Source organism: Pseudomonas inefficax (assembly GCF_900277125.1).
GTDB lineage: Bacteria > Pseudomonadota > Gammaproteobacteria > Pseudomonadales > Pseudomonadaceae > Aquipseudomonas > Aquipseudomonas inefficax.
Genome location: NZ_OPYN01000232.1, coordinates 103,919 through 122,942, shown reverse-complemented (window position 1 = coordinate 122,942; position 19,024 = coordinate 103,919). Strand labels below are relative to the sequence as shown.

At 62.4% G+C, this 19,024-nt stretch carries 9 protein-coding genes; 2 read left to right on the top strand and 7 right to left on the bottom strand.

Features of this window, described 5'->3' with window-relative positions; translation table 11 throughout:
• Positions 1–105: 105 nt before the first annotated feature.
• The 6 genes from selO to betI form a co-directional block, all read right to left on the bottom strand.
• On the bottom strand, positions 106–1,566 hold the full coding sequence (gene selO / locus JV551A3_RS29330; RefSeq protein WP_133975998.1) for a protein adenylyltransferase SelO: 1,461 nt from the start codon (positions 1,564–1,566) through the stop codon (positions 106–108).
• A 180-nt stretch (positions 1,567–1,746) separates the two neighbouring features.
• Positions 1,747–5,055 (bottom strand): mechanosensitive channel MscK, encoded by a 3,309-nt coding sequence (gene mscK, locus JV551A3_RS29320; protein ID WP_133975994.1) that lies wholly within the window; start codon positions 5,053–5,055, stop codon positions 1,747–1,749.
• 35 nt (positions 5,056–5,090) lie between these two features.
• Positions 5,091–6,833, bottom strand: a complete 1,743-nt coding sequence (locus JV551A3_RS29315) for a potassium/proton antiporter (protein WP_025340945.1) — start codon at positions 6,831–6,833, stop codon at positions 5,091–5,093.
• Between the two features lie 251 nt (positions 6,834–7,084).
• Positions 7,085–8,782 carry a choline dehydrogenase gene (betA, locus tag JV551A3_RS29310; protein ID WP_112249615.1) on the bottom strand — a complete coding sequence of 566 codons (1,698 nt, stop codon included), beginning with the start codon at positions 8,780–8,782 and terminating at the stop codon, positions 7,085–7,087.
• A 77-nt stretch (positions 8,783–8,859) separates the two neighbouring features.
• The gene (gene betB / locus JV551A3_RS29305; protein WP_133975992.1) at positions 8,860–10,332 is read right to left on the bottom strand and encodes a betaine-aldehyde dehydrogenase; all 1,473 of its coding nucleotides are present in this window, start codon (positions 10,330–10,332) and stop codon (positions 8,860–8,862) included.
• Between the two features lie 39 nt (positions 10,333–10,371).
• Positions 10,372–11,028 carry a transcriptional regulator BetI gene (betI, locus tag JV551A3_RS29300; RefSeq protein WP_112249611.1) on the bottom strand — a complete coding sequence of 219 codons (657 nt, stop codon included), beginning with the start codon at positions 11,026–11,028 and terminating at the stop codon, positions 10,372–10,374.
• A gap of 534 nt (positions 11,029–11,562) precedes the next feature.
• On the opposite strand from betI, the gene JV551A3_RS29295 reads away from it, so the two are divergent.
• Positions 11,563–13,509: a BCCT family transporter gene (locus JV551A3_RS29295; RefSeq protein ID WP_235874657.1), complete on the top strand. Its 1,947-nt coding sequence runs from the start codon at positions 11,563–11,565 to the stop codon at positions 13,507–13,509.
• Between the two features lie 118 nt (positions 13,510–13,627).
• Positions 13,628–18,247 carry a dermonecrotic toxin domain-containing protein gene (locus JV551A3_RS29290; RefSeq protein ID WP_235874653.1) on the top strand — a complete coding sequence of 1,540 codons (4,620 nt, stop codon included), beginning with the start codon at positions 13,628–13,630 and terminating at the stop codon, positions 18,245–18,247.
• Here the strand turns inward: JV551A3_RS29290 and JV551A3_RS29285 are convergent.
• The gene (locus JV551A3_RS29285; RefSeq protein ID WP_133975988.1) at positions 18,231–19,019 is read right to left on the bottom strand and encodes a divergent polysaccharide deacetylase family protein; all 789 of its coding nucleotides are present in this window, start codon (positions 19,017–19,019) and stop codon (positions 18,231–18,233) included. The genes JV551A3_RS29290 and JV551A3_RS29285 overlap by 17 nt on opposite strands.
• Positions 19,020–19,024 lie beyond the last annotated feature (5 nt).

Below are 19,024 nucleotides of genomic sequence, written 5' to 3'. Positions count from 1 at the left end.
GGCTGCTTTGCAGCCCATCGCGACACAAGGCCGCTCCTACAGGAGTCCGCGTACCCATGTAGGAGCGGCCTTGTGTCGCGATGGGCCGCGCAGCGGCCCCAGGATTCATGATGAGCAGCTGATTTCCAGGTGCTTGCCCCATTCCGGCGGGCGTTCGGCGTAGGCCTGCATCCCTGGCTGCTCTTCGAAGGGCTTGCTCAGCACCTCATGCAGCCGTCGCACTTCACTGTAATCCCCCGCTTCGGCCGCTTCGATGGCCTTCTGTGCCAGATAGTTGCGCAATACATACAGCGGGTTCACTGCGTGCATCCGTTCCCGCCGACCCTCGGCATTGCCCGCTTCGCGCTCGCAGCGGGCCAGGTAGTCGGTGCCCCAAGCGTCGAAGCCGGCCAGGTCGATGAAGTTGTCGCGTACCACCTTCAGCGCCTCGGCCACCGGCTGATCGCCCAGCTTGCGGAAGAACAGGTTGTAGTCCACGCCACCGCTCTGCATGCGCTGCAGCAGGCGCTCTACCAACGCCATGTCGTCGTCTTCCGCGGTGGTCAGGCCCAGACGCCGGCGCATCAGGTCCAGGTAGTGTGCCTGGTACAGCGGCAGGAACAGGCCCAGCGCTTCCTTGAGCGGTTCGACTTCGATCACCGTGGTCAGCGCCTGGGCCAGTGCACTGAGGTTCCAGTGGGCGATCGGTACCTGGTTGGCGTAGCTGTAGCGGCCACGGCCGTCGGAGTGGTTGCAGATGAAGTTGGCGTCGAAGTCGTCGAGGAAGGCATATGGGCCGAAGTCGAAGGTGATACCGAGGATCGACATGTTGTCGGTGTTCATTACCCCGTGGCAGAAGCCATAGGCCTGCCAGCGGGCGATCAGCTCGGCATTGCGCTCGACGATGGTGCGGAACATGGCCAGATAGGGCTGCTCGGCATCGCGGCATTCGGGGTAGTGCTGCTCCAGTACGTGGTCGATCAGCACGCGCTGTTGTTCTGGTTGCCTGGTGTAGTAGAAGTATTCGAAATGCCCGAAACGCACATGGCTCTGCGCCAGGCGGGTGAGCATGGCCGCGCTCTCGCGGGTTTCGCGCCACACCGGGGTGCTCGAGCCGATCACGCACAGTGCCCGGCTGCTGGGAATGCCGAGGGCGTGCAGGGCCTCGGAGGCAAGGAACTCGCGGATCGAGGAACGCAGCACAGCACGGCCATCGCCCATGCGCGAGTAGGGCGTCTGTCCGGCGCCCTTGAGGTGCAGGTCCCAGTGCTCGCCCTGGTCATTCAGCACTTCGGCCAGCAGCAGACCGCGGCCATCACCCAGGCGCGGGTTGTAGGAGCCGAACTGATGGCCGGAATAGACCATCGCCCGCGGGTCGGCCTCTTCCCATAGCTTGTGGCCGCTGAACAGTTCGGCAAAAACCGGCAGTGCTGCCTGGGCCGGGTCGAGGTCGAGCAGCGCCATGGCCGACTCGCTCGCTACCACCAGGCGTGGGTCTGCGATGGGTTCGGGCAGGACCTGGGTGGAGAACGCGTCGCCCAGGCGGGCGAAGCGGTTGTCGAAGGTGAGTTGGTCGAGGGCTTTCACGGGGCCGGCTCCAGAGATTGATGGACTGGGGCCGCTTTGCGGCCCTTCGCGGGCAAGCCCGCTCCCACAGGTATTGCGCAGTGCCTGAGAGCGGCGCGGCCCTTGTGGGAGCGGGCGTGCCCGCGAACGAGGGCGAAGCCCTCGCAGGGATTCTGCACAGAATAAAGTATTAGAGCCCACTCAGGCCGAAGCAGTGCCATCCGGTTTCGGCTGTTCCATTGGAATCAGCTGCTGCTTGCCGCCCTTCGAGTCCATCAGGAACACCTCGACCTGGCGTACCGAGATCTTGATGTTGTGGGCCTTGAACTCGCGGTTGATGTAGCGGTTGATCTCGTCCAGCGTCGGGTTGCGATCGCCCAGGTCGCGTACGTGCATGCGCAGCTCGTGGTCCAGCGAGCTCTCGCCGAAGTTGAGGAAGTACACGATCGGCTCCGGGTCCTTGAGCACGCGTGGGTTTTCGTGGGCGCCCTTGAGCAGCAGATCGCGCACCAGGTCCAGGTCCGAGCCATAGTCGATGCCCAGCTTCAGCGTTACCCGGGTGACCGTGTCGGTCAGCGACCAGTTGATCAGCTGGCCGGTGATGAAGGTCTTGTTGGGTACGATGATGTCCTTGCGGTCGAAATCGGTGATGGTGGTGGCGCGGATGCGGATCTTGCTCACCGTGCCCGACAGGTTGCCGATGGTGATGGTGTCGCCGATCCGTACCGGGCGCTCGAACAGGATCATAATGCCGGAGATGAAGTTGGCGAAGATCTCCTGCATGCCGAAGCCCAGGCCCACCGACAGCGCGGCCACCAACCATTGCAGCTTGTCCCAGCTGACCCCCAGGGTCGACAGGGTGCTGACGATGCCGATACCGACAATGGTGTACGACAACAGCGTGGTGGTGGCGTAGGCACTGCCCTGGGCGAGGTTCAGGCGGGACAGCACCAGCACTTCCAGCAGGCCCGGCAAGTTGCCGGCCAGGGCAAAGGTGATGCCGACTATCACCAGTGCGCCCAGCAGGTCGCCGAGGCTGATCGGCACCATGCTGGCGGCGGCGCCGGTGCCGCTGGTGTATTCGTAGAGGACGAAGTTGTTGAGGTAGGCGAACACCGAGATCAGGTCCGACCACACCCAGTACAGGCCAGCGATGAAGCCGCCAAGCAGCGCCAGGCGGATCAGGCGCAGCGACTGTTGGTTGACCTGTTCGATGTCCAGCGTTGGTTCTTCGGTGATGACTTCGCCATCCAGCCCTTCCTTGGCCGCTGCACGTTTGCTCAGTGCGCGCTGGTAGGCCAGGCGCCGTGCCGCCACCGACAGGCCACGCACGAAGGCGGCTTCGATCACCAGCCAGAACAGCAGCAGGTACAAGGTATAGATCAGACGGTCGGTAAGTTTCAGCGCGGTGTAGTAGTAGCCGAAGCACACGGCCACGAACAGGGCGATGGGCAGGGCGGTGAAGGCCACGCCCACGGCCTTGCGGAACAGCGAGGTGTCGCGGTGTGCCGGGCTGCTGAGCAGCAGGCGGCTAAGTAGCCAGGCCATCAGGGCGTAGCAGGTCAGCACCACGCCGATGCCCAGCACATCATCGGCCAGGGCTGAAGGCTGATGTTCGGCCACCGCCACCACACCGACCAGTGCCAGTACCACGGTGCCCAGGCGGCGCACCCAGCCGCGCAGGAACTCGACCTGCGGCTTGTGCCAGCGGAAGTGGATTTCCGCCACGCCGCCCGGGGCGAGGATGCGGTAGGCGGTGTAGAACACCAGCCAGGCCTGGGCCAGTTGCCAGAGGGCGGCGCCGAGGTTGGCATTCTGCCCGCGGGCGTCGATCTGCAGGGCGTAGCTGCACAGGGCCAGGCCCAGGCTGACCGGCATCGCCAGAAGGATGTTGATGAGGATCGCCTGGGGCGTGTGCCACTGGCTGTCACGGCGGAAGTGGCCGATGTCCTGGTGCACCTTGCCCAGCCGTTGGTACAGGTATTTGCGCCGCCACAGCAGGGCGCCGATCACCAGCAGCAGCGGCAGGAACAGCAACGGGCGCTGGCTCAGGCCGTCGCCCAGCTCCTTCAGGCCCGAGCCCCACGGCAGGTTGGCCACCTGGTCGGCCAGGCGCTCCGGCACATAGCGCAGCCAGTCCCAGTCCAGCGGCTTGTTGCTGGGGATCCAGAACATCTGCTCGTCGAGGGTGGTGCGCAGGCTCTGGGCGGTGTCCAGCAGCTGCTTCTGGTTGAGCTGCAGGGTGATCGATTCGTTGAGCAGCGCCGACAGCTCGCGGTTCAGCCGCTCGAGCAGGTCGCTGCGGGTAATCGCCACTTCCAGCAAGGCCTTGCGCAGCTGTGGCGTCACCTCTTCCTGTGGTTGGGCAGCCAGCAGTTTGTCGACGTAGGTGACCGGGCTGCTCATCTGCTCGCGTTGCTGGTTGACTTCGAACTGGTACAGGCGGGTGTCGGCGATCTGGTCGGCCAGGTCGCGATCGACCTTCAGGTGCGGCAGGGTCTGCTTCTGCTTGTATAGGATTTTCGACAGCAGCAGACTGCCCTTGAGCACGTTGATCTGCTCGTCCAGCGCCTGGTCGGCCTGGGTCAGGCTGTCCAGTTGCTGCTTGGTGCGCAGGTTCTGCTGGGTCAGTTCGTTGAGGCGGTCGGTGCTTTTCAGCAGGTAGTCGGAGAGCTTGAGGTTGACCGCGCTTTCGGTGGCCAGCAGGCTGCTGCCGCCGGCTTTCTGGGCTTCGATCGACTGCTGGGTGACCGCTTCCTGGGACTGGGCCAGGCGCTTGTCGTTGATCAGGGTCTGCAGGTCCTGGATTTCCTGCTCCAGGCGCGCGGCGCGCTCGATCAGCAGGTCGTGGCGGGCGTTGCCCAGGTCTTGCAGCAGGCTGTTGCCGGCCAGCTCCTGGCGGCGCAGCAGTGTCAGCGCGTTTAGCGAGGCCAGTTCGGCATTCAACTGATTACGCTGGTCGGCGTTGATCGGTTTGCCGGCGTCCTTGCCAGTCTTGAGGATGTTGTTGATCTGCTGGGTACGCGCCTGGCTGCTGCTGATTTCGGCCTGGGCGCGTTCCGGGCGGGTTTGCGAGTTGATGATCAGGCTGTTGGCTTCGGACAACGCCTTCTGCAGCTCACCCTGCAGGGTGCTGCGCTCGCTGAGCATCTGCTCCAGTTGCGGCACCGACAGGGTGGCGTAACGCTGGGCGACCGGCTGAGGCTTGCTTTCCTTGAACTTGGCCAGTTCGCGCTGGCTGTCGCTGGTTTCTTTCGGCGCGCCGGCCAGCTGCTGCTTCAGCGCGGCGAGTTTCTTCTCGTTGTCTTCCTTGCTGGCGAGCAGGCTGAGGGTTTGCTCCAGCACCTGCTGCAGGGCTTTCTGCTCGGCCTCGGGCAGCTTGCGCTCGGCGATCTTGTCGAGGCTGTTCTGGATGCTGGCGGTGGTCGGGGCTTCTGCTGCAGTGGCTGCAAAAGAGAGAGACAGACACAGCCCGAGGAGGGCTGTGCGAAGGTACACGCGCAGAGACATAGGCAGATTACTTGTGGATCCGGCAGAAACGAAGTTTAGAGGAACAATCCTGGTCCGGGTCGCGTTCCTTCGGGGAATCTGACGCCCACTTTCTGGATCTTGTTCCCGTCCATGGTGGCCACGGTCCAGATCGTGCCATGCCATTCGACCTGGTCACCTACTACTGGAGCGCCTCCGACCTTCTGTCGGATGAACTGGGCCAGCGGCATTTTCGCATCCAGGCCGTCGAGTTTCAGGCCGTACAGAGCTGCCACCGCACCCAGTTCGGCATCGCCTTCGAGCACGAAGTCGCCGAAGAAACGCAGGTCCAGGCCACGTTGTGGCGCCTGGCTGAACAGTTTGCCCAGAGCCGGCAGGTTGTGCTCGTGGCCGATCACGCAGAGCATATCACCCACTTCCAGCACGGTGCTGCCCGACGGGTGCAGCAACTGTTCGCCCCGGAACAGCGCGGCGATCCGCGTGCCTTCGGGCATTTTCAACTCGCGCAGGGCGGCGCCGATGCACCATTTTTCGGCGCCCAGTCGGTAGACGAACATTTCCCACTCGCTGGTGATGTGCACTTCCAGGGCAGAACGGGAGATTGGTGCCGGGTCTGGCGGAACCGTCACTTTCAGCAGTTTGGCCATCCACGGCAGGCTGGTGCCTTGCACCAGCAGCGACACCAGCACGATGAAGAAGGCCAGGTTGAAGAACAGCTGGGCGTCCGGCAGACCCGCCATCAACGGGAACACCGCAAGGATGATCGGTACCGCACCGCGCAGGCCGACCCAGGAGATAAAGCCCTTTTCGCGGCCATGGAAAGCCTTGAACGGCAGCAGCGCGGCGACCACCGACAGCGGCCGCGCCACCAGGATCATCCACAGCGCCAGGCCCAGCGCCGGCAGGGCGATGGGCAGCAGGTCGTGGGGCGTGACCAGCAGCCCCAGCACCAGGAACATGCCGATCTGCGCCAGCCAGGCCATGCCGTCGAGCATGTGCAGGATACCGTGGCGGCTGCGGATCGGCTTGTTGCCCAGCACCAGGCCGCACAGGTACACGGCGAGGAAGCCGCTGCCGTGCAGGGCGTTGGTCAACGAGAACACCACCAGGCCGCCGGCGATCACCAGGATGGGGTACAGGCCACCAGCCAGCTTGATGCGATTGACCAGTTGCAGCATCAGCCAGCCGCCGCCCAGGCCCAGCAGCCCGCCGATGCCGAACTCGCGCAGCAGGTGAGTGAGCAGGCTCCAGTGCAGGCCGGTCTGGCCGCTGGCGATCATGTCGATCAGGGTAACGGTGAGGAACACCGCCATCGGGTCGTTGCTGCCCGACTCGATCTCCAGGGTGGCGGTGACCCGCTCGTTCAGGCCTTTGCCGCCAAGCAGCGAGAACACCGCGGCGGCGTCGGTGGAGCCGACGATGGCGCCGATCAGCAGGCCCTGGATCAGGCTCAGGTCGAACAGCCAGGCGGCGACCAGGCCGGTGAGGGCGGTGGTGATCATCACGCCGATGGTGGCCAGCGACAGCGCCGGCCACAGTGCCACGCGGAAGCTCGCCACCCGCGTGCGCAGGCCGCCGTCGAGCAGGATCACGGCCAGCGCCAGGTTGCCCACCAGGTAGGCGGTCGGGTAGTTGTTGAAGATGATGCCGCCACCATCGACGCCGGCGACCATGCCGACGGCGAGGATGATGACCAGGATAGGAATGCCCAGGCGCGACGACAGCGAACTGACCAGGATACTTGCGCCCACCAGCAATGCGCCGATCAGGAACAGGCTGTTGATGGTGCTTGCATCCAAAGGCAGGTACTCCGGGGTATTGCGGAAAGAGGACTTGACTGGCAAGTCGCGTGCCAATCGATTCTAACCTGATGAATTGGCAGGCTGTAAAGCGTTTCTGCAGATGAAAAAAAGGCACCGCGGTGGGTGCCTTTCTGGTGTTGCCTGGGTGGGCCTCTTCGCAGCGCAAGGCTGCTCCTACAGGGGAGTGGGTATTCCTGTAGGAGCAGCCTTGCGCTGCGAATGGGCCGCAAAGCGGCCCCCGGGATTTATCAGGCCTGCTTCACTTCACGCATCGGCTTGCCCTTCACCGGTGCATCGCCCGCCACGTAGTACTTGGCGGTGCTGCGCGGCAGCGGCTTGCGGCCACGGATCTTGTCCGAGATCTTCTCGGCGATCATGATCGTGGTGGCGTTGAGGTTGCCGGTGATGATGATCGGCATGATCGACGCATCGACCACACGCAGGCCCTTCATGCCATGCACGCGGCCTTCGCCATCGACCACCGCCATGTCGTCGGTGCCCATCTTGCACGAGCACGACGGGTGGAAGGCGGTTTCTGCGTGCTCGCGGATGAACTTGTCCAGTTCTTCGTCGGTCTGCACGTGCGCGCCCGGGCTGATCTCGCGACCACGGTACGGGTCCAGCGCCGGCTGGGCCATGATTTCGCGGGTCAGGCGGATGCCGTCACGGAATTCCTGCCAGTCCTGCTCGGTGGCCATGTAGTTGAACAGGATGCTCGGGTGCTGGCGCGGGTCCTTCGACTTGGCCTGGATACGGCCACGGCTTGGCGAGCGCATCGAGCCCATGTGCGCCTGGAAGCCGTGTTCCTTCACACCGTTGGAGCCGTTGTAGTTAATCGCGACCGGCAGGAAGTGGTACTGGATGTTCGGCCACTTGAATTCAGGGCGGGTACGAATGAAACCACCGGCCTCGAACTGGTTGCTGGCGCCGATGCCGGTGCCGTTGAACATCCACTCGGCACCGATGGCCGGCTGGTTCCACCACAGCAGCGACGGGTACAGCGACACCGGCTGGGTGCAGGCGTACTGCAGGTACAGTTCCAGGTGGTCCTGCAGGTTTTCGCCAACGCCCGGCAGGTCGTGCACCACAGGGATGTCGAGGCTTTCCAGCAGGGCGCGCGGGCCAACGCCGGAGCGCTGCAGCAATTGCGGCGAAGCGATTGCGCCGGAGCTGACGATCACTTCCTTGCGGGCACGGGCTTCGACGCGCTCTTCGCTGTCGCCGACCAGGTAGGTCACGCCAATGGCGCGCTTGCCGTCGAACAGCACGCGGTCAGTCAGGGCGTGGGTGACGATGGTCAGGTTCGGGCGCTTCTTGGCCTGGTCCAGGTAGCCGCGAGCGGTGCTGGAACGGCGGCCGTTCTTGGTCACGGTACGGTCCATGGGACCGAAGCCTTCCTGCTGGTAGCCGTTGAGGTCTTCGGTGCGCGGGTAACCGGCCTGCACGCCGGCTTCGACCATGGCGTGGAACAGCGGGTTGTTGCCAGCTTTTGGCGTGGTCACGCTGACCGGACCTTCGCCGCCGTGATAGTCGTTCGGGCCGATGTCGCGGGTTTCGGCCTTGCGGAAGTACGGCAGGCAGTCCAGGTAGGTCCAGTCTTCCAGGCCTGGCAGTTCTGCCCAGCCGTCGAAGTCCATGGCGTTACCGCGGATGTAGCACATGCCGTTGATCAGCGACGAGCCGCCCAGGCCCTTGCCGCGGCCACACTCCATGCGGCGGCCGTCCATGTGCGGTTCCGGGTCGGTCTCGTAGGCCCAGTTGTAGCGGCGGCCCTGCAGCGGGAAGGCCAGGGCGGCTGGCATCTGGGTGCGGAAGTCGAAGCGGTAGTCGGGGCCACCGGCTTCCAGCAGCAATACGGTGACGCCGGCGTCTTCGGTCAGGCGGGTCGCCAGGGTGTTACCGGCCGAGCCGGCACCGACGATGATGTAATCGAATTCTTGGGACATGAAAGTACCCTCGTGTTGGCGGTGATAAGGGAGCGGGAACGCCCGTGCGCAGCGGCACGGGCGTGGCTAGACAGGGTTTAGAAAACCGAGTTGTAGCCGCCCAGCTCGACCTGGACCGACTTGATGCGAGTGTATTGAGCCAGCGAGCTGATGCCGTTCTCACGGCCGACGCCCGACTGCTTGTAGCCACCGACCGGCATTTCGGCCGGCGATTCGCCCCAGGCGTTGATCCAGCAGATACCGGCTTCCAGCTTGTGGATGATGCGGTGGGCGCGGGTGATGTCGTTGGTGCAGACACCGGCGGCCAGGCCGTACTCGGTGTCGTTGGCACGACGGATGACTTCTTCTTCGGTTTCGTAGGTGAGGATGCTCATCACCGGGCCGAAGATTTCTTCCTTGACGATGGTCATGTCGTCAGTGCAGTCGGTGAACACGGTCGGGGCCACGAACGCACCCTTGGCGAAATCACCGGCGGTCAGACGCTCGCCACCGCACAGTACGCGGGCACCCTCTTCCTTGCCCTTGGCGATGTAGCCAAGCACGCTTTCCATGTGCTGGAAGCTGACCAGCGGGCCGAAGTTGGTGTTTTCGTCTTCCGGGTTGCCAGCGCGGATGCGGGCAACGCGCTCGACGATCTTGGCCTCGAAGGCCGCCTTCATTTCAGCCGGGATGAACACGCGGGTGCCGTTGGTGCACACCTGGCCCGAGCTGTAGAAGTTGGCCATCATGGCGATGTCGGCGGCCTTGTCCAGGTCGGCGTCGGCGCAGATGATCAGTGGCGACTTGCCGCCCAGTTCCATGGTGACTTCCTTGAGCGACGAGCTCGAGGCGCTGGCCATGACCTTCTTGCCGGTGGTGGTACCGCCGGTGAAGGAGACTTTCTCGATGCGTGGGTGCTCGGTCAGCCAGGTGCCGACTTCGCGGCCGCTGCCGGTCAGTACGTTGAACACGCCGTTCGGCAGGCCGGCTTCGGTGTAGATCTCGGCCAGTTTCAGGGTGGTCAGCGAGGTGACTTCCGACGGCTTGAAGATCATCGCGTTGCCGGCGGCCAGAGCCGGGGCGGATTTCCACAGGGCGATCTGGATCGGGTAGTTCCAGGCGCCGATACCGGCGGTCACGCCCAGCGGCTCGCGGCGGGTGTAGACGAAGGACGATTCACGCAGCGGGATCTGCTCGCCTTCGATAGCCGGAACCAGGCCAGCATAGTATTCCAGCACGTCGGCGCCGGTGACGATGTCGACGTAGCGGGTTTCCGAGTACGACTTGCCGGTGTCCAGGGTTTCCAGCATGGCCAGCTCGTCGTTGCGCTCGCGCAGAATCTCGACGGCGCGGCGCAGGATGCGCGAGCGCTGCATGGCGGTCATCGCGGCCCAGACTTTCTGGCCACGCTCGGCGCTTTCGACGGCCTTTTCGACGTCAGCCTCGGTGGCACGTTGCACGTGGGCGAGGACTTCGCCGGTAGCCGGGTTGATGGCTTCGAAGGTGGCATCGCTACCAGCGTCGACGTAAGCGCCATCAATGTAGAGTTTTTGCGTTCCGAAACGGGCCATAGTGTCCTCGCAAGTGCAGTGTGTGGTTTGGCTTGCGCGTCAGGCTCCTGCCGGGTTGGCTAGGGCCGTGCGCGCTTGTTCAGCGGCCTGGTCGTTTGTACCCAGGGTGTGCTGTTTAGCCAGTTGTAGATCCATGTATTCGTAAGCAATCCGTATCGCCTGGTCGGTGTCGAATGCATCACCCGACAGGGCGCCACGCAGCCACAAGCCGTCGATCAAAGCCGCCAGGCCGCGGGCTGCCTTGCGCGCATGGTAGAGCGGCAGGGCGCGGCGGAACTGACAGCACAGGTTGGAATACAAGCGGTGGTCGTTGATCCGCTGCAACCTGTGCAAATCGGGCTGGTGCATGCTGGAAGCCCAGAAGGCCAACCAGGTTTTCATCGCCGGGCCGTTCACCTGGCTGGCATCGAAGTTGCCCTCGATGATCACTTTCAGGTGGGCGCGCGGGCTGTCGTCCGTCAGGGCCTGGCGACGTGCTCTGACGCCTTCGTTGAGCATGTTCATGATGTAACCCATCGTCGCTGCGATCAGGCCGTTCTTGTCCCGAAAGTAGTGACTGATGATGCCGTTCGACACACCGGCCAAACGGGCAATCAGCGCAATGCTGGCGTCACCCAGTCCGACCTGATCGACCGCCAGCAACGTGGCTTCGATCAACTGCTGGCGGCGGATGGGTTGCATACCGACCTTGGGCATCTTGCTATCTCCTCAGGCCTGCGAGCAGACGACGGGCGGCTGACTCGGCGAAGGCCAGTCTATTTTGTTTTGATTGAACGTTCAATCAATAAAGAATAAGCTCTGCGACAATTTGTGCCATTGACAGTTTTTCAGGCGGTCGAGAAGGCACGGATTGACACCCCAGGAAATCGCGTAACCCCCGGAATACAAGGCGTTGACGGGCATGAGCGATGCGAAATGCAGATTCTGCCGTGCGGTCATGGACCCTGCGGCAGGCCCTTGGAGCGGGCGGGGTGATCTGTGACGAATGCGCGCACCTCGGCTGAGGCGTGGCATTTTCAGCAGGCCACCTGTCTGTTTTTTTGCAACGTATCGATTCGGGATCACGGTTTCCAAGGGTGCTTTTATAACACCTGATGCAGTGGGGATATTCCACCAATTGCTCGGGAAAGACTGATTAGCCTCCACAGCCGTACTGCCCGGAGCATTCGTGCAATGAGTTCTGCCTCACTTACCAACCCTCCGGCCGAGAGGGTACGGGTCAACCGCGTGGTGTTCTTCACCTCCGCGCTGATGATCCTCGTTCTGACTGCCTTGCTTATCGCTGTACCCGAAACCGCCGGCCAAATGCTGGGCGTGGCCCAGAAATGGCTGACGCGCACCTTCGGCTGGTACTACATGCTGGTAATCGGCGGTTACCTGCTGTTCGTCATCTACCTGGCCTTCTCCGACTACGGCAAGCTCAAGCTTGGCGGCAAGGATGACCAGCCCGACTTCAGCTATGGCGCCTGGGCCGGCATGCTGTTCTCCTCCGGTATCGGCATTTCGCTGCTGTACTTCGGCGCCTCTGAGTCGCTGGACCACTACTTCAACCCACCGGAAGGCGCCTCTGCCAGCCTCGATGCAGCGCGCCAGGGCCTGCAGCTGACCTTCCTGCACTGGGGCCTGCATGGCTGGGCGATCTACGCCTTGGTCGGCCTTGCCGTGGGTTACTTCGCCTACCGCCACAACCAGCCGCTGGCCCTGCGTTCGGCGCTGTACCCGCTGGTCGGTGAGCGTTGGGTCAAGGGCGCTGCCGGCAATGCCGTGGACATCTTCGGCATGTTCGTCACCCTGCTGGGCCTGGTGACCAACCTGGGCATCGGTTCGATGCAGGTGGCCTCCGGCCTGGAATACCTGTTCGGCATGGACCACAGCAAGACCAACCTGCTGGTGGTGATCCTGGTCATGGCCGGCGTTGCCACCGTGGCAGCGGTCTCGGGTGTGGAAAACGGCATTCGCCGCCTGTCCAACCTGAACATCGTGCTGTTCAGCGGCCTGCTGATCTTCGTCCTGCTGGGCGGTGAAACCCTGCACCTGCTCAACGGCTTCGTGCAGAACATCGGCGACTACCTCAACGGCATCGTGCTGAAAACCTTCGACCTCTACGTCTATGAAGGCGAAACCGGCAAGTCCGAGCGCTGGCTGGGCCTGTGGACCGTGTTCTACTGGGCCTGGTGGATCTCCTGGGGTCCGTTCGTCGGCATGTTCATTGCCCGTATCTCCAAGGGCCGCACCGTTCGCCAACTGGTCAGCGGCGTGCTGTTGATCCCGCTGGGCTTCACCCTGGCCTGGCTGTCGATCTTCGGCAACACCGCGCTGGACCTGGTGATCAACCAGGGCGCCGTGGAGCTGGGCAAGACCGCTCTGGAGCAACCGTCGATGTCGATCTACCAACTGCTGGAATACTTCCCGGCGGCCAAGATCGTGATCGGTGTAGCGGTGTTCGTCGGCTTCGTGCTGTTCCTGACCCCGGCCGACTCCGGCGCGGTGATGATGGCCAACCTGTCGTGCAAAGGCGGCAAGGTAGACGAAGACGCCCCGCACTGGATGGTGGTGTTCTGGTCGGTGGTCATCACCCTGGTCACCATCGGTTTGCTGTTTGCCGGTAACTTCGAGGCCATGCAGACCATGGTGGTTCTGGCGGGCCTGCCGTTCTCGGTCGTGCTGGTGCTGTTCATGTTCGGCCTGTACAAGGCCATGAAACAGGATGTGGTGGTCGAGCAGGAGCGTGCCGAGCTGGCCGCCCGCGGCCGTCGCGGCTTCAGTGAGCGCTTGACCCAGCTGGAACTGCAGCCGACCCAGGCCGTGGTGCAGCGTTTCATGGACAAGCAAGTCAGCCCGGCGCTGAAGGAAGCGGCCGCGCAGCTGCAGACCCTGGGCTTCGAGGTGGAAACCCGTGTCGGCCAATCGCGCAACATGATGGGCCTGCGGGTGATGATGGAAGAGGGCAACCCGTTCGTCTATGAAGTGAGCCTGGACGGCTATCTGGCCGCGCCTAGCGAAGCACCAGTGGAGGGCGAGCCGGAAGTGCGCCAGCGCTTCTACCGCGCCGAGGTGTACCTGCACGATGGAAGCCAGGAGTACGACCTGATGGGCTTTGCCCCGGACCAGATTGTGCGCGATGTGCTGGATCAGTTCGAGAGCCACCGCCAGTTGCTGGGGCGTGTCTACAGCTGATCAGCTATATCCAAAGGGCCTTGCCGGATGCAAGGCCTTTTTTTTGCCCAAGCATTATGTAACCCGCGCGGTTGATACAGCCAAGGCACCTTCCTGGTTTTGCCCAGAGGTGCTTTACATGAAACATCCCGCCTTCGACTTCCAGTACGCAGCCGCCAGGCAGTTCTCCGACCGTCCGACGTTACGTCAAGTGGCCAGTCGCCAATTATTAAAGGTCTTGCTGGCTGAGCTACCGTGGCTTGCCTATGTGTCCCCAGCGCTGTCGGATGCCGACCCGTTGATGCTTGATAGCCCAGACCCTGACACGCCTTATTGGACCACACAGTCTTTACTTGACAGGGTGCTCGAAGCCCTGCGTGGTCCTGGCGAGCTGGATCTGGAGCCAATCGGCGAGCGTCATCACAATCTGGGCTTGACGGCAGACTACCGCTTCGCCGGCTCCGACAGCGAATTTGCCACGCGGCAACTGGCCGGCTTGTCGGCCCCGCTCAATGAACTGCTTGAACAGTTGCCGCAGCGGTTCTGTGAAGCGCAGCTGGACTACTGGCGGGCCAAGGGGAGCGCTGACGTTAGCCGGGACAGCTGGTTGCAATTGCTGCTGCGCACCGCCCTGTTGCGCGGTCTACCGTTACAAGGTCTGGACAAAGAGGAGCAGGCTTGCTTGCGCGGCTTGATCAGCGGTGGCAAGGACCAGCCCTTGGTGTTTGTTGTGCAGGCCAAGTTGGAAAGTGGGTCGCTGCATTTTCAGGAGAAGCTCAGCAACCTGCTGGTGATGGGCGAGTCCGATGCCCGTCAGATGGTGTTGTGGTGCGCCCCGTCGGGCATTGTCCGTAGTTTTGCCTCGTTATCAGCGTTCGGCGAAGGCTTGCGCGACGAATTGGCCCAGCGCTACAGCTTCGACAGTCTCAGCTGGACCCGCTGCAGCGTTGAGGGCAACGTGTTTGCCCAACAGGTATCGCTGCTTCTCGACGGCATGTTCGAACGCTTTGACCTGTTACGTCACAAAAATTTTGCCGATATCGACGAGCTTGAGCGGTGCTACGCCCGGTTGAGCGATCCAGCCGCCTGGTTCCTCCGTTATGAGAACGAGACGGCAGCAGTTGCACCACCCCCGGGAATTGCGGCCAGTGCGCCGCAGGACAGTTTTGCATGGCGTGCTGCTTTGCTGCAGTTGGCGCTGCACCACATGGATGCCGATGGCGTGTCTGCGCTGGATGGCATCCCGCCATTAACGGAGTACGCCCGCCAAAAGTTGAGTGAGCGGATCGCCGAGGACCATGGCGATGACACCTCTCCCGATGACCTGCTGCTGGATTTATACCTCGCCAACGGGGTACCGGGCGGGGCGGCGACAGGTGCAGGTGGTGGTGAACCCTTGGTGTTTGTCGGCAGCAAGACCCTGACACAGTTCGCCATCGGCAACCTTGCTTCGCTCAAGGGTGCTTTCATCAAACAGATTCGTCGCAAGGACGGCAAGGCAAGCCCGGCCTGGCTGACTGCAAAGGCCGCTGCACAGCTGGTGACTGAACTCGATATCGGAGGCCAGTATCCGACCTACGTGGCTGCTCGACTGAACGATACTACCGGGCGGGCCGAGCGTGTGATGCGCTTTGGCAAGGAATGGCGAAGCGCATTACTGGCGAGCGCCCTGGCTGGGAAGCTGGACAAAAAGGTGTCCGAAACCGGTTTGCAGTGCGTGGTTGATTTCTGCGCGGGCCATGTGGACCCGCAGACGCCTAGAATGACCATTTTCCCCCTGGCATTCAGGCGCAGTAGCACCTCTACGCACAAAGACGCTGTACGTGGCATGTATGTGCTGTTCTGTGCCGAGCCGCGTAGGGTGTTGTTGTACCGGCCGTTGTATCGGCAGGACACCGTTCGCGAGTATGCGAGCCTCGCCGCATTGCTTGAACACGTGCAAGAGTCGTCGTTGCTGCAAACCAGCATCCTCGACTGGATGGAGCCAGGCGCCAGGAGCATCTACCAGCAAGGTGGCTTCACCGAGCCGCATATTGTCAGCTTGGGCATCGACCCGTATGCGTTGCCCGAGCGTCCTGCCCCGGCGATGCTCGACATCAAGTACTGGCTCAACGACCTCGACGAACGTTTCTACAAGGCCAATGCTGATTTGCTGATCGAGCTGGCAGACCTGCAATCCGTTTCCACTGCCGAAAGCCGCTGGGCGCTCCTGACTGAGGGGGCCTGGCTGTTGTTCGATGTGGTGACCTTGGCGGTGCGCGGCCCGGTTGCTACAGCAGCCTGGCTCTTGCAGCTGCTGACGTCGTTGCAGCATGACCTGACGGCGCTGGAGCAGGGCAGCGATTTCGACCGGCCTGCTGCCATTGCCGATCTGTTGCTGAACCTTTCGATGGTATTGCTGCACGCCCATCAACCGAATCTTGAAGTATCTCCCGAGGCCTTGCCTGGCACCTTGAGCTTTGAAGGCTCCCGAGCGCAGACAGGGGCGTTCGGCGAAGTGGCTGTCAAACCCGTCGAGCAGGCACTCATCCCCTTGGTCGGCCAGGCGATAGACTTTTCGTGGCGCGGCCAGCACGGCTTCAACTGGTTGCCGCCAGCACAGCGCAAGCAGTTGCAAGCCATGCGCTCGAAGGTGTCGATCGATGGTTTGCGGCCCCTGCCTGAGGGTGTGAACGCGGGGTTGTATCGCATCGATGGCAACTACTATGCCGCCATGTCGGGTGATGTCTATCGCGTGGAGGTATTATCGCAGGGTGTTCGGGTAGTTGATGGCACAGGCGCATCAGGGCCCTGGCTTACCTTCATCAATGATGTCTGGCGCATCGATAACGGGTTACGCCTTGCCGGGGGCGCCCCGGGCGGCGCAGCTCGGATTGCCGCACGGTTCAACGCCATGCATACGCAAATTGCGCGCCTGGACATTGAAATCGCAAACGTCAGGTTGAACGTGGCAAGCGCAGGCTCTGATGTTGTCGCCGCTGGGCGCGAGCTTGAAACCGTACAGCGCTTGCGCAGTGGTTTGCAGTCGCAGATCGATTCGGCACCGACTGAGAAACTCTCGGGTTTGCAATCGCTGGCGCTCAAGTATGACGAAAAAACTGCCACGCTAAAGACTCGTATCGTGCGAGCGCGGGAACTGGTGGCGACTTCGCTGGAGGAAGCGGTTCGCAAAGGTCAGGATCGGCTAGAGCTGTTATCGACCATGCTAGAAGCCAAATATGCGACCCAGCGCAGGAAGGGGAGCTGGGACCCGGTGCTTGAAGAGCATAAGACCACGACCCGAGTCGACCTGATTCGCGACAGCCAGTTCGTTTTCAACGAGTTCCAGATCCTGGCCGACTACCCTCAGCTGAGCGTGCTGCAAAGTAACCTTGATGGTAAGCCCTTGGCAGAAGTTGGCGAACAATACGCCGCGCTTCGCGATCGTTTAGCGATCGTTGCTGATTACCAGGACCGCATGCTCGCCATGCGCATCGTACTGGATGATTTGCTGGCCAGTTCGCCGGATGAGCTGGTCATACCCTCGGTCATTCCCGAGCACCAGCAAACGGTGGGGCAATTGATCCGTGAGCGCAAATTCACCACGATCCAGCTGCGCTTCCACCAGGTTCAAAACCTGGCGGACCTGGCGTTGCACCTGGACGCAGCTTCTGGCCAGCAGACGGTTGCTGCCTATCGGGAAGAACTGGTCGGGCTGTCCCTGCGCAGTGCGGCTGATGCGCACGGTGAGCTGGACCTGGCCAATCTTTCGGCAGAAGACCAGGTGGTGATCCTGCAGGAGGCATGGGATGAGTACTCTGCTGCACTACTCAACAGTGCTCGAATCCTGCGTGATGGCGGCGAGCTGATAGAGCCTGCCATGCTTGAGCGGTACCGCCAGCATGTCGAGCAATTGAAGCATGATGCGGGACAGCGCCTGGTCGCCGCGCTGCAGCAGCCAGCCGTTGAAGCGGCGGGCAAACGTGTACCGTATCTGGTTTCCACCGAGCAACAGCGGGTGGTGCGCAACCGCGAGGGCCAGCTGATGATCGGCACGCAGGTCGAGATCGACGGCCAGCCTGTCGTCGAGGTGCGCGAAGCGTTCAGTGAAGAGATGCTGGCGACTTTTGACCTGGTGGAGGGCCAGTGGGTGCAGCGTGTCAGCAAGCGCCCATCCTTGACCGAAGATAGCGCGCCGAGCGACCTGCCGATGTGGGTCCAGGCTTTGCTGGATGAGAGTACCACTGTGCGAGCCAAGGCCAGTGATTATGTCGAGAACGATATCAAAGGCACCTTGCTTGCTCAGTTGTTTGACCAGCAGCTGGAGAAACTGGACAAGGCGGTTGATGTGGTGCGCGATGCCGGAGGAAACGATGCGCTGATAAGAAGCCTTGAGCGTGACGCCGATACCCTACGCCACGAGAAGAGGCTGCAACTGACAACGCTGTATACCGATACCAAATATCCTTCGGCTGAAGCGCTGCGTTTCCTGCATGGCGAAGGTTTGATCCGGGTCGAATACACCGCAAGGCAGACCATGCAGGATGGTAGCGTCTTTGATGAATACCGTATTGTGCGCCTGCCAAGCAAACGCAACCTCTGGGCTGCGCATTTTCATTTGCCTACACATGATGCCAACGCTGAGGACTTTACCGTGGGCCATCTCAAGACCTGGAGCCAGCGTCGGCTAAGTAGCCGCCTGGCTGCCATTGCAGGTCAGCGGTTGCATCGCGGCAAACTGACCCTTGAGCAGGCCAGGGGCATCATTCCGTTCCGCTGACCTGGCCAGTTGGGGCAGCTGCACGGTGCCCGCGATGCGCAGGCATCGTCTGGTTGCCTCGTTCGGCAATCATCTGCTCGAGGCTGATCAGTTCGATGCCCTGGCTTTTCAGCCGGGGCAGCTCGCGCGCCAGTACTGCCAGTGTCTGCGGATACGGGTGGCCGATAAGCACTGCCGAGCCCTGCCTGCGGGCAAGGACGATACCCTGGAGCAATTGGTGCTCGATTGCCTCGAGCGACCGCTCATTATCCAGAAATACATCGCGTGATACGTGGGCCAGGCCTATCTTCTGTGCGTGCGCCGCCGCCACGGTGGCAGCACTGGTGCGGCTGTCTACGAAAAACAGGTGACGACGTTGCAGTTCGGCCATCAACCAGGCCATCGCCTCGTCCTGGGCAGTCATGCGGCTACCCATGTGGTTATTGACGCCAACGGCGCACGGGACTTTGCTCAACGCCATGTCCAACCGCTTGGCCAGCGTTTCAATCGGCACACCTGGGTGCCAGGCATAGGGCCCGGTGGCAGGGTCCATGGGCATGTGCAGGATCACCGTCTTGCCAGCCTTGTGTGCCTGACGGGCAAAATCTGTGGCATGTGGGGTGTCGGGCATGATCGCCATGGTCACCGGGCCGGGCAGGGCCAGGGTACGGCTGTCGCGCTCGCTGCTCTGGCCCAGGTCGTCGATGATGATGCTCATGTAGGCCTTGGTGGCCGGTGCCGCCTGCGCAGCACTGGCCATCAGACCAAACAGCACGCACAACAGAAAACGCATGGGCT